Here is a 12,228-nt window from a genome sequence, read left to right as displayed (position 1 = left end):
GCCCGGGCTACAAATGCCGCAGGTGACGAGAACCGCAGCCCGGATAAGGCGCTCACCGCCGTAATCCGGGATAAAATTTAACGGCTATCGTTGTCTTTTAGCACGATTAGCGGCTCAATATCGCTCTCTTTTTTGACCACCAGAGAATCGTCTCCGCGCAGGCAGGTACCGCCATAGTTACCGCCAACCGTAAAGGTGCAAACCTGGATGTATTTGCCATCCACCTTCGGCAGGCACCACAGCTGCTGGTAAATATTTTTGCGATCGAAAAACTGGCCGCTGGTTTTATCCAGCACTTCATCCTGCGGGCCAATCAGATCGATATTGCTGCCGCAGCGGCCTGAGATAGGCTTAACCGCATAGCCGCTTTCCGCCAGCTGCTCGTTGACCACAAAATCGGTATCCAGGAGATAGCGATGATTAGGGAACAGCGACCAAAGCACTGGCAAAATCGCCTTGTTGCCGGGGATAACCGTCCACAGCGGCTCGAAGACTAACACTTCCGGGCGCAGCAGGACGTCAATCAGACGCACTTCATTATCAGGGTGCCCGGTACGGATCGGCACCGCCGCGTACTCGTCGGCGCTGACTTCGCGCACCTGCTCAATGGCGGTCTCCCATGCCCAGGTTTTCCAGACGCAGTTAACCAGGCGTCCATCGGCATCAATTAACTGCCCGGCGGCATCCCAGCGTAGCTCATCAAGGCCGTAAAGAATTTTGCTCTCGAAACCGGCCTGCGTCAGCGAACGCTGGATAAACTGCGCGTGGTAGTTCTCCTCCAGATCCTTATCCTGCATGATGTGCACGAATGGGCGCGCCCGGCTGTGCTTCCACGCTCCGGCAAGCTCATCGAGCAGGTTTTCCGCCGGGTTATGGCCGGTGCCGCAGTAGCCCTGCTTCAGCCACTGTTCGAGGATCAGCCCGCCTTCGGTATGACAGGACGCGGAGTCGGCGTTGTACTCATACACCTTGAGCCCGCGCTCATCCATACAGAAATCCATACGACCGGTAATCATATGATGGCGTCGGCGCTGCCACGAGAGGCGCAGGCGCGGCCAGAGAATTTTCGGAATATCGAACAGCGCCAGCAGGCTATCGTCCTTCATCACCTTGTCGGTAGCGTGCAGGTACATCAGATGCAGCTCGTTGGTGGCTTTGATGAGCTCCTGCTCGGCGCTTTCGGTAATAGTGAAATACTGGTAAGGGTCTTTATTGATGACGTGGCCGTTGGCTTCGACATAGGCTTTTTGCAGGGAATCTTTCTCGTTGAGCCAGTTGCCGCGAAACTGGCCTTTGTTCGGCAACCGCGCGCCTTTAATCGCCATCGCCTCACCCGGCAGCACTGGCTGCGGCAGGCTGTGTTCGGTATCGGCGGTTTGGATCATCCAGCCGAGGATTTCGGTATCGGCAAAGGTGTCTTTAATCGTGTAGAGGCCATTTTTCACTTCCAGCGTCAGCTCGCGGGTCCACTGCTGCCCCTGCGGTAGCGGCGAGTGAATCACGTTCTGTTCGGCGATCCTCACCTTGTTCCCTACCAGCTGAGTAATGACCGCCACGTGGCCCGTGTGCTTGAACTCGCCGCCTTTCTGCCAGATCAGCAGCGAGCCGGCGATCGGCGGACGACGAGAGCCGTTGGCGAACGCCTGCAGCGGCAGAATATTGTCGTTGACCACCTCGCGTAAAAAACGCAGGGAGAAAATCTCGTAGGCCATGCCGACATCGGTGAAAACAAAACCGTAGGTGAGGAACAGAAAGCGGCGCGCGAACTCCACGCACTGCCATTTATGCCCCATATACTCATTACCGATATAGCTGCGGAACGTGGCGTCATCCGGATAATCTTGCGGATTTAAGCTACTGTAATTAGATGAATAAATCGCCACGCCGCCCGGTGCGTAGCCTAATAGTGTACCAAACGGGGCGTCACTGCTTGTCGAACCTTTGCTCATTTAGCCTGACCTCAAATTAATGCAGCCCGGGCAGTTGGCGAAACAAAACTCCCTCTTCTTATCCTGCCGCAGGCACTTACCAGACAGAGGTGAAGTGATGATACCACTCATTCGATTCGCTAATCGTGCCCTTAAGGAAAATAAGCCTGCGCCCCCGGGCAAAAGTGATATCGTTATTTGAGATAAAAAAATTATCAGGAGCCGACAATGAGCACACCTTCGCATCTGACCGCCCAACCGCTGGTCTGGGGTCATGGGCCACGCACCTTTGAGGTGTTCCTTGAACCCACCTGCCCCTATTCCGTTCGCGCCTTTAATAAGCTTGATGACCTGCTGGATGAAGTTGGCGCAGATAACGTGACGATCAAAATACGTTTGCAGTCTCAACCGTGGCATCTGTTTTCCGGCGTCATCGTCCGCTGTATTCTCGCCGCGTCAACCCTCCCGCACGGCCGCGAGCAGGCGCATAAGGTGCTTAAAGCCGTCGCCGACCACCGCGAAGAGTTTGAGTTTACCGACCACTGTAGCGGGCCGAATATGGACGCCACGCCGCAGCAGATTATTGAACGTCTCGAACGCTACAGCCGCGTCTCGCTGGCCGCAGCGTTTGCCCGCCCCGAGCTGCAAAACGAGATCAAATGGCATAGCAAATACGCCCGCCAGAACGGCATCCACGTGTCGCCGACCTTTATGGTTAATGGCCTGGTGCAGGCGGATCTCGGCAGCGGCGACGACGTCAGCGTATGGGCCGCGCGGATTCTGGCTTAGACCGGCGCTCCGGCACGGTAACGTCACGACTTCAACACCTCACTAAAAAGGCAGATCAGCATGTCAGAGAATAACTACCAGCCACCTAAAGTGTGGGAATGGAAGCAAAACAACGGCGGCGCATTCGCCAATATCAACCGCCCGATCTCCGGCGCAACGCACGAGCGGGAGCTGCCGGTGGGCGCGCATCCGCTTCAGCTCTATTCGCTGGGGACGCCCAACGGCCAGAAGGTGACCATCATGCTGGAAGAGCTGCTGGCGTTAGGCGTTAGCGGCGCGGAATATGACGCCTGGCTGATTCGCATCGGTGAAGGCGATCAGTTCTCCAGCGGCTTTGTCGAGGTTAATCCAAACTCAAAAATCCCGGCGCTCCGCGACCATTCCACCACTCCGCCGACCCGCGTTTTTGAATCCGGCAGCATCCTGCTCTATCTGGCGGAAAAGTTCGGTTTCTTCCTGCCAAAAGATCCGGCAGGCCGCACTGAAACCCTCAACTGGCTGTTCTGGCTGCAGGGCGCGGCCCCGTTCCTCGGCGGCGGCTTTGGCCACTTCTTTAGCTATGCGCCGGTGAAAATCGAATACGCGATAGACCGCTTTACGATGGAAGCCAAACGCCAGCTTGACGTGCTGGACAAGCAGCTTGCCCGCGGTCGTTTTGTGGCGGGAGAAGAGTACACCATCGCCGATATGGCCATCTGGCCGTGGTACGGCAACGTGGTGCTGGGGAATGTCTATAATGCCGCCGAATTCCTTGATGCCGGAAGCTATAAAAACGTGCTGCGTTGGGCGCAGGATGTTGGCAATCGCCCCGCCGTACAGCGTGGACGCATGGTTAACCGTACCTCTGGCCCGCTCAATGAGCAGCTTCATGAGCGCCATGCCGCCAGCGACTTCGAAACGCAAACCGAAGATAAGCGCCAGGCGTAACGCTCTGGCCCACCGGAGGCGCCCGCCTCCGGTTTTTAGCTTTCCAGCCGATAGCCCGCCATAAAGTAGCGCATCGCGGTCGAAGAACCGCCCTCTCTGAAGAAGTCCATCACCATGTCTCTTTCCAGGCCATAGCGACGAGTGAGGATCCCCGCTTCCCAGGCGCTGAGCTGGCGGTCGCCGGTTTTTTCAAACATGCGGTGCGAGTAGCCGAGCACAAACCCGCGTTTATAGTCGGTGCAAAAATTCGCCGCATGCGCGGCGGTGTCAGCATGGGATGCCTGTAGCCCCGCCATTAAGCCTTTTCCAAAATGATTTTCCATCGCGCTCTCCCAATCGTTATATAATAAATTATATAGCGATTTTTTGAGCGAGCGGTAGCGCTATTTATGGCGTTTGCGCTAGCGTAAATACTTTTCAAACCACGCCAGCGTACGTTGCCAGGCCAGGTCAGCCGCAGCCCGATCGTAGCGCGGCGTGGAATCATTATGAAAGCCGTGATTCACGCCCTGATAGAGATAGGCCTCGTAGACTTTATTATGCGCCTTCAGCGCCTGTTCATAGGCGGGCCAGCCTTCATTAATGCCGCTATCAAGGCCGGCATAGTGCAGCAGCAGCGGCGCTTTAATTTTATCGACCTCCTTCAACGGCGGCTGGCGGCCGTAAAACGGCACCGCGCAGGCCAGTTCCGGGATCGCCACCGCCGCCGCGTTGCTGACGCCGCCGCCGTAGCAAAAACCGGTGATACCGACCTTCCCCGTCGCCTGCGGATGCTTCGCCATAAATTCGACCGCCGCAAAAAAGTCATTCATCAGCTTCACGGGATCGACTTTCTGCTGTAGCGCGCGGCCTTCATCATCATTCCCTGGATAGCCGCCGACGGAGCTCAGGCCATCCGGCGCCAGCGCGATATACCCCGCTTTCGCCACCCGCCGGGCAACGTCTTCAATATAGGGATTCAGGCCGCGGTTCTCATGAACCACCACCACGGCGGGCGCTTTGTCGGCTATTTTCGTCGGCGTCACCAGGTAAGCCCGCACTTCGCTGTGGCCATCAGGAGAGGGATAATGAATATACTCCGGGCGGATATCCGGGTCGGTGAACGGTACCTGCTCTGCCAGGGCATAGTCGGGCTTCAGCAGATTAAACAGCGCCAGCGCGGTCATCCCGCCGACGGTATATTTCCCCGCCAGCTGGAGAAACTCGCGTTTGCTGATTTTGCCGTGGGCATAGTAGTCATAATACTCGAGCAGCTGCTGCGGGAAATCTTTGGCCGTTAATCGCGTCATCACCCTGCCTCCGTTGTTAAGCGCCCTTTAAGCAAAGCAGAAGCCCGGACATACGCCAGCGCAGAAAAGCAGAAACGGGGAGAAAAAAGCCCAGCGGCTAACGCCGCCGGGAGAGAAGGGATCAGTGTTTCACTTTGGTCAGACGATCGAGGTAGCCCATAACAAAGGCCGAGAGCACAAAGGTCAGGTGGATGATGACGTACCACATCAGCTTATTGTCCGGGACGTTTTTCGCATCCATAAACACCCGCAGCAGGTGAATAGAGGAGATCGCCACGATGGAGGCGGCAACCTTATTTTTCAGCGACGTCGCGTCCATTTTGCCCAGCCAGCTGAGTTTTTCTTTACCCTCGTTAATATCCAGCTGCGAGACAAAATTTTCATACCCGGAGAACATCACCATCACCAGCAAACCGCCCACCAGGGTCATATCCACCAGCGACAGCAGGGTCAGAATCATATCCGACTCACTGACGCTAAAAATATGCGGCAGTATGTGGAAGATCTCCTGAAAAAATTTGATGGTCAGCGCAATCAGACCGAGCGAGAGGCCAAAATAAACCGGCGCCAGCAGCCAGCGCGAGGCGTACATAGCATTTTCCAGAAAGCGTTCCATAAGATCCTGTCAGTTAACATAAACGGCCGCCATTATATCGCAACAGGGTAACGTTTATGCAACATCCAGCCGCCCGCATTATCTGCAGACGGCCAGAAACGGTTTCTTTATAGGATGACCTCAAAGTCCTGCAAAGCGCAGTAGCCCTCGCTTTGCAGGCCATCCATTGAAGCAGCCAGCAGGCCAAATTTCGCACCGACCCATTTCCCCTTCCCGGCAGCAAAACAAAGGGGAACCCCCTGCCACTCCTCCTCCTCAGCTCGCCAGGAAAATTGACACAAGCCGCCTTCGCCTACGGCAACCTGCAGCTGACACTTGCCGCGCTTAAGCTCAGCAAGAACCTGACGAGTTTCGCGCACAACGCCCGCATCGCTCATCCAACCGTGTCGCCACACGAGCCGGCAACTCCCTTGCCCAAACTCCACCAGCAAAGCGGCGTAGCGTTCGCCGTATACGATCAGGCCTCCGGCATCACCGTCCTGAGCGGCATATAACGTTACGCTTGTTTTCGCGCTAAAAGTTAGCGCCGGGAATTTCTGCAGCAACAGCTGCGGCGCCCAGTATAACGCTCTCTGTCCATCGACTTGGGATAATGGGGTGCAGCGTAATCGGAGTTCGCCTTCCGCCGGCAGCAGCCACTCAGGGCTGGGGTTAGCCTGCCACTGCCACTGTATTCCCGGTTGGCCTTGCGCAAAATAGTCGCTGGTTTGCGGCGCCAACGCCGGTGAAGGCGTTAACCCTTTCGGACGCGGCCAACGTAAAACCGGCTGTCCGACGCCGCAACTGCCAATCTGCTCACCGATACGCGGCCAGCCGTCGTCACCCCAGAACATCGGCTGGAGGTGAACCACGCGGCCATAGAGATGTAAGTCCTGGAAATGAACAAACCAGCATTCGCCCTTCTCGCCCTCCACCCAGCCGCCCTGATGTGGTCCATTTATCGATGTGTTTCCCTGGAAAAGCACGTTTTTGGCTTCCCAGGGACCCGTCATCTGGCGCGCGCGCAGCACCGTCTGCCAGCCATTTTCTACCCCGCCCGCAGGAGCAAAGATGTAGTACCAACCGGCGCGTTGATAAACCTTTGGCCCCTCAAGGGTGGGTAAATCGCAGCAGCCGTCATAGATAATCTGCCCTTCGCCCAGTAATTCGCTGGCGTCCGGCGCCATCGCAAACAACTGCAGTTTATGCTTAATGCCGCTGCGGCTATGGGCGAAAGCATGTACCAACCAGGCCTGACCATTGTCGTCCCAGAACGGGCAGGGATCTATCCACCCTCTGGCCTGACGCAGGCAGTGCGGAGCGCTCCATTTCCCCCACGGGTCCTCGGTATGGCAGATAAAAATACCTTCATCTGGGGTGCTGAAGCAGACCCACAGCTTGCCATCGTGCCAGCGAATCGATGGCGCCCATACGCCCTTACCCGGCTGATACCGGTCATAACCCGGTAGCGGCAGTTCATCCAGAACGTGGTTGATAATAGTCCAGTTAACCAGGTCCGTTGAATGCAGGATCGGTAAAGCGGGCACATGGTTAAAACTGGAAGAGACCATAAAGAAATCATCCCTTACGCGCACGATATCCGGGTCGGAATAATCGGCGCATAAAATAGGATTCTGGTATTCAGAAGGAGTCATATTTCGCATCTCCTCAGGCCTTTTCCGGAACGGCGTTTAGCGGCAATTGCGTCTCTGAATGCGCCTGTTGCTGGCGCATGGACAGCTCTCGCTGAATTGTCTGCATCATTTTGTCATCCAGCTTATAGAAACGCGCCAGCCACCACAGGAGCAGGTAAGATAGTGATGGACCGAGCGTTAACAGCCCAACAATTCCCATTGTCGCCAGCGGAGTCTGCGCCGTTACGCCCGCCTGATAGCCAAATAGCCCAAGCGAAAAACCTACGGCGGCACCAGCAACCGCCATGCCCATTTTCAAAGCAAACAGATTACCGGAATAAGATAATCCCGTGATGCGACGACCAAACTTCCATTCGCCATAATCGGCGGCGTTGGCCATCATGTTCCATTTAAACGGCTGGTACATCTGATGGAAGAAGCCGACCAGAAAGTATAAAGGGAACACCACCGGCAGCCAGGTCGGCGGCACAAAGAACATTACGACGCCAACCAGAACCAGCAGGAGGTTGATATTTTTAAACAGCGAGACCGCGCGATAGCGCTTGGCCAGCCATCCGGCGGCGATGCTGCCGATAATCGTGCCAACGACGCTGGTGGAAACAAATGCTGATTTCATGGCTGTTCCCGCCGCGGACTCCACGCCGCCTAACATCAGGTAGGTTGCATAATAGAGCGTGGCGGCGCTGCGCATAACCCCGGCCATACTCGAGAAAAAAGTGATTATCGCCACAATACGCCACTGGTCATTCGCCAGAAGCTGACGGAGATCTTCGCGTATGCTCCCCTGCTGTTCAACCGCTGGAGCCACGCGTTCTTTAGTAGAGAAGAAGCAGAAAGCCAGCATTACAATAGCGATCGCGCCCATGATTCCCATTGTCGCCTGAAAACCAAACTGCTTATTTTCTTTACCTAAAAAATCCACCAGAAACAGGGTTGCGACAGAAACCATCAGACCGGCCAGAGAAGAGATCGTAAAACGATATGACTGGGCTGATAGGCGATCCTTCTCATCGCGCGTGATGACTCCGCCCAGCGCGCAGTAGGGAATATTGATAAAGGTGTAACACAGCATGAGTAAGGTGTAAGTCAGGTAGGCGTAAACCAGTTTACCCGATGCGCCAAATTCCGGAGTAGTGAAGGTCATTACCGCCAGCACGGCATAAGGGACGGCAAACCAGATAAGCCACGGGCGAAAATGGCCCCAGCGGGTCTTCACACGGTCTGCAACGATGCCGGTTAGCGGATCGGTAATCGCATCCAGAACTCGCGTCACCAGGAACATCACTCCGACTGCGGCAGCGGAGAGTCCGTAAATATCCGTATAAAACCATGTCAGAAACATGGTTACCGAAGAGTAGACGATACCGCAGGCTGCATCTCCCATGCCGTATCCCAGCTTCTCCGCAAATGACAGTTTATTATCGTGATTCACAATATAATCCCTCTCAGATGAAGTGGTATTCACTCTAGAGGGAGGATAAAAACTATCCTATTGTCATTTTTCGCATCGGGTTTATGTTTTCTGTTAACTGAGAAAGTTGTCACACATCTACACGATTGGTCTTACAAGTTTTTGCTTCAACTATAAGAAAGGCTGGCGCAAGGCCAGCCTGAGGAGATGCGTGGAAAGGGGAGATTACTTCGCTTTGACGGTTTCTTCGCCCACCAGACCAATCTTCAGATAACCCGCCTGATGCAGGGTATCCATAACTTTCATCATCGTCTCGTAGTCCACGGTTTTATCCGCACGGAAGAAGACCGTGGTGTCTTTCTTACCTTCGGTCAACGCATCCAGAGACGCAATCATGTTCTCGTCAGTAATGGGGTCATTGCCGAGGAACATGGTTTTATCCGCCTTCACCGACAGATAGATCGGCTTTTCCGGACGCGGCTGCGGCTGGCTGGAGGACGCAGGCAGATTGACCTTCACGTCAACAGTCGCCAGCGGCGCCGCTACCATAAAGATGATCAGCAGCACCAGCATGACGTCGATAAACGGCGTCACGTTGATGTCGTGCATTTCGCCGTTATCATCGAGGTTTTCGTTAAAATGCATCGCCATAGAGCATCAACCTACACGTAATTTCTGGGCGGTACGTACCGGCTTAACGCCGCTGGCGCTCAGGTCCAGATCGCGGCTTTGCAGCAGCAGAACCTGGGCGGCGACATCGCCAAGGGACGCTTTGTAGCTGGCAATCATTCGGGCGAAAATGTTATAGATGACGACCGCCGGAATCGCAGCGAACAGGCCGATTGCCGTGGCCAGCAGCGCTTCCGCGATGCCCGGAGCAACAACCGCCAGGTTAGTGGTCTGGGTCTGGGCAATCCCGATAAAGCTGTTCATGATGCCCCAGACGGTACCAAACAGGCCGACGAACGGGGAAATCGCGCCGATGGTCGCCAGATAACCGTTGCCGCGTCCCATGTAACGACCTACCGCCGCGACGCGACGCTCCAGTCGGAAACCGGTACGCTCTTTAATGCCTTCGTTATCTTCAGAACCCGCAGAAAGCTCAAGCTCATTTTGCGCTTCGTTGATCAGCTGCGAGGTCAGGCTTTTCGCATCGAAACCGTTAGCGATATCGCTGGCCTGGTCGAGAGAGCGTGCTTCAGCAACCAGCTGCTGTTCGCGCTTGAGGCGGCGCTTGCTGGCCAGGATTTCTGCGCCTTTGCCGAAAAAGATAGCCCATGTAACGACCGACGCCAGAATCAGGCCGATCATCACTACCTTAACGACAATATCGGCATGATGATACATACCCCAAACGGAGAGATCCGCCTGCATCAAATTATTACCCACACTGTATCTCCAGGACGTAAATCACAAAATCTGCGCACAATAATATCAAAACGACATCGAATTGATAGTGGTTCTCATTAGTATTTACACTGTGCAGCAAATCACGTTTATTTTCCTTGCGCTTACGCAGTAAAAAAGTTGCTGACCCCGCGGTTAGTAAAATTTTTACCTGTATCCGCCGTGACCCGGTACATCAACGGGCATTCATGATAGTTTAGACGTCCAGACGTATAAAAACAGGTTATCTGAACATGGCTGATAAACATCTTGATACTGCGCTGGTTCATGCCGGGCGCAGCAAAAAATATACTCAGGGCTCGGTCAACAGCGTGATTCAGCGCGCGTCATCGCTGGTTTTCGACACCGTCGAAGCGAAAAAGCACGCCACCCGCAACCGCGCCAAAGGCGAACTGTTCTACGGTCGTCGCGGGACGCTAACCCACTTCTCCCTGCAGGAAGCGATGTGCGAACTGGAAGGCGGCGCCGGCTGCGCCCTCTTCCCCTGCGGCGCAGCGGCGGTCGCAAATACTATCCTGGCGTTCGTCGAGCAGGGCGACCATATTCTGGTGACCAATACCGCCTACGAGCCGACCCAGGATTTCTGCACTAAAATCCTCGCCAAACTCGGCGTAACCACCGGCTGGTTCGACCCGCTTATCGGCGGCGATATTGCCCGTCTGGTACAGCCGAATACCCGAGTGGTATTCCTCGAATCGCCCGGCTCCATCACCATGGAAGTTCATGATGTCCCGGCGATCGTCGCGGCGGTGCGCAGCGTCGCTCCGCAAGCTATCATTATGATCGATAACACCTGGGCGGCGGGAGTACTGTTCAAAGCGCTGGAGTTTGGTATCGATATCTCTATTCAGGCCGGAACCAAGTACCTGATCGGCCATTCCGATGCGATGGTCGGCACTGCGGTGTCCAATGAGCGCTGTTGGGCGCAGCTGCGGGAAAATGCCTACCTGATGGGGCAAATGGTGGATGCCGATACCGCCTACATGACCAGCCGCGGCCTGCGCACCCTTGCCGTCCGCCTGCGTCAGCATCATGAGAGTAGCCTGCAGATTGCCGAATGGCTGGCACAGCATCCGCAGGTAGCGCGCGTGAATCATCCCGCCCTGCCCGGCAGCAAAGGCCATGAGTACTGGAAGCGGGACTTCACCGGTAGCAGCGGTCTGTTCTCTTTCGTGCTGAACAAACGCCTGAGCGATGCCGAGCTGTCCGCCTACCTCGACCACTTCAGCTTGTTCAGCATGGCCTACTCCTGGGGCGGCTTTGAATCGCTGATTTTAGCCAATCAGCCGGAACACATTGCCGCAATCCGTCCTGATGCTGAAGTTGACTTCAGCGGCACGCTAATTCGGGTACATATCGGGTTAGAAAATGTTACCGATCTGCTGGATGATTTAGCGGCGGGCTTCGCGCGTATCGTGTAAAGTGACAGTCAGTGGCAACAATAGCGGACGTTTTTAAGAAAAGCGGCCGCTTTAGTTGCGCCCGGGATCAAGGTGCTCGGGCCTCTTCAGGAGTACACTAAATAAAAAACACGGTACCACTTAGGAAAGTCCATGGTTGTCATTCAAGAAATCGTCGCCGCTCTGTGGCAGCATGATTTTGCCGCGTTGGCAAACCCCCACGTTGTGGGCGTTGTATATCTGGTCATGTTCGCAACCCTGTTTCTGGAAAACGGTCTGCTGCCCGCCTCGTTTTTACCGGGCGATAGCCTGCTGCTGCTCGCCGGCGCGCTAATCGCCAAAGGCGTGATGGACTTTGTACCGACTGTCGCTATCTTAACCGCTGCAGCCAGCCTCGGCTGCTGGCTCAGCTATATTCAGGGGCGCTGGCTGGGTAATACCGCCACGGTTAAGCGCTGGCTTGGGCATCTGCCGCATAAATACCATCAGCGGGCAACCTGCATGTTTGACAAGCACGGCCTGCTGGCGCTGCTGGCCGGACGCTTCCTGGCGTTTGTTCGCACCCTTCTGCCAACCATGGCGGGCATTTCCGGGCTGCCGAACCGCCGCTTCCAGTTTTTCAACTGGCTGAGCGCGCTGCTGTGGGTTGGGGTAGTTACCGGTCTGGGCTATGCGCTGAGTATGATTCCCTTCGTAAAACGTCATGAAGATCAGGTCATGACCTGCCTGATGATTCTGCCTATCGCGCTGCTGATAGCCGGGCTGCTCGGTACGGTTATCGTGGTGATTAAAAAGAAATACTGCAACGCCTGATAGGGTGCCAGGGC

The 12,228-nt window shown here is 55.4% G+C and carries 13 protein-coding genes; 4 read left to right on the top strand and 9 right to left on the bottom strand.

The features are described from left to right. Positions 1-77 precede the first annotated feature (77 nt). Together gss and ACSIPU_RS16835 are read right to left on the bottom strand one after the other, a co-directional pair. Entirely contained in the window at positions 78-1,949 is a 1,872-nt protein-coding gene (gss, locus tag ACSIPU_RS16840) for a bifunctional glutathionylspermidine amidase/synthase (RefSeq protein WP_004105796.1), read from the bottom strand. Positions 1,950-2,025: 76 nt separating this feature from the next. Further along, positions 2,026-2,157: a hypothetical protein gene (locus tag ACSIPU_RS16835; RefSeq protein WP_306344562.1), complete on the bottom strand. Its 132-nt coding sequence runs from the start codon at positions 2,155-2,157 to the stop codon at positions 2,026-2,028. Between ACSIPU_RS16835 and ACSIPU_RS16830 the strand changes: the two genes are divergently transcribed. Together ACSIPU_RS16830 and yghU are read left to right on the top strand one after the other, a co-directional pair. After that, complete coding sequence (locus ACSIPU_RS16830) at positions 2,157-2,717, top strand: DsbA family protein (protein ID WP_004115608.1); 561 nt, start codon at positions 2,157-2,159, stop codon at positions 2,715-2,717. The two genes, ACSIPU_RS16835 and ACSIPU_RS16830, sit on opposite strands and share 1 nt — an antisense overlap. 60 nt (positions 2,718-2,777) lie before the next feature. After that, positions 2,778-3,644, top strand: a complete 867-nt coding sequence (gene yghU / locus ACSIPU_RS16825; RefSeq protein WP_004115609.1) for a glutathione-dependent disulfide-bond oxidoreductase — start codon at positions 2,778-2,780, stop codon at positions 3,642-3,644. 35 nt (positions 3,645-3,679) lie between these two features. On the opposite strand, the gene ACSIPU_RS16820 is transcribed toward yghU, so the two are convergent. The 7 genes from ACSIPU_RS16820 to exbB all read right to left on the bottom strand — a co-directional run bounded on the left by ACSIPU_RS16820 (position 3,680) and on the right by exbB (position 9,983). Continuing rightward, positions 3,680-3,967, bottom strand: a complete 288-nt coding sequence (locus ACSIPU_RS16820) for a DUF2623 family protein (protein ID WP_024274730.1) — start codon at positions 3,965-3,967, stop codon at positions 3,680-3,682. A gap of 78 nt (positions 3,968-4,045) precedes the next feature. Beyond that, a complete protein-coding gene (yghX, locus tag ACSIPU_RS16815) occupies positions 4,046-4,933 on the bottom strand; it encodes a YghX family hydrolase (protein ID WP_023330039.1) in 888 nt (295 codons plus the stop codon). A gap of 121 nt (positions 4,934-5,054) precedes the next feature. Then, positions 5,055-5,549, bottom strand: coding sequence for a TIGR00645 family protein (locus tag ACSIPU_RS16810; RefSeq protein WP_004105804.1), 495 nt, complete (start codon positions 5,547-5,549; stop codon positions 5,055-5,057). Positions 5,550-5,656: 107 nt separating this feature from the next. Further along, positions 5,657-7,183, bottom strand: a complete 1,527-nt coding sequence (locus ACSIPU_RS16805) for a glycoside hydrolase family 43 protein (protein ID WP_032692871.1) — start codon at positions 7,181-7,183, stop codon at positions 5,657-5,659. 13 nt (positions 7,184-7,196) lie between these two features. Further along, positions 7,197-8,615, bottom strand: coding sequence for a glycoside-pentoside-hexuronide (GPH):cation symporter (locus tag ACSIPU_RS16800; protein ID WP_004105808.1), 1,419 nt, complete (start codon positions 8,613-8,615; stop codon positions 7,197-7,199). A 204-nt stretch (positions 8,616-8,819) separates the two neighbouring features. Further along, on the bottom strand, positions 8,820-9,245 hold the full coding sequence (exbD, locus tag ACSIPU_RS16795) for a TonB system transport protein ExbD (RefSeq protein WP_004105810.1): 426 nt from the start codon (positions 9,243-9,245) through the stop codon (positions 8,820-8,822). A gap of 6 nt (positions 9,246-9,251) precedes the next feature. Then, positions 9,252-9,983, bottom strand: a complete 732-nt coding sequence (gene exbB, locus ACSIPU_RS16790; protein WP_004105812.1) for a tol-pal system-associated acyl-CoA thioesterase — start codon at positions 9,981-9,983, stop codon at positions 9,252-9,254. 251 nt (positions 9,984-10,234) lie between these two features. On the opposite strand from exbB, the gene metC reads away from it, so the two are divergent. Together metC and yghB are read left to right on the top strand one after the other, a co-directional pair. Then, complete coding sequence (metC, locus tag ACSIPU_RS16785; protein WP_004105814.1) at positions 10,235-11,422, top strand: cystathionine beta-lyase; 1,188 nt, start codon at positions 10,235-10,237, stop codon at positions 11,420-11,422. A 132-nt stretch (positions 11,423-11,554) separates the two neighbouring features. Next, positions 11,555-12,214: a DedA family general envelope maintenance protein YghB gene (gene yghB, locus ACSIPU_RS16780; protein WP_004105816.1), complete on the top strand. Its 660-nt coding sequence runs from the start codon at positions 11,555-11,557 to the stop codon at positions 12,212-12,214. Positions 12,215-12,228: the final 14 nt, after the last annotated feature.

The organism is Klebsiella sp. HN106 (assembly GCF_051209435.1).
Lineage (GTDB): Bacteria > Pseudomonadota > Gammaproteobacteria > Enterobacterales > Enterobacteriaceae > Klebsiella > Klebsiella oxytoca.
The sequence above is the reverse complement of the archived record's forward strand: the minus strand, read 5'-3'. Positions and strand labels throughout refer to the sequence as shown.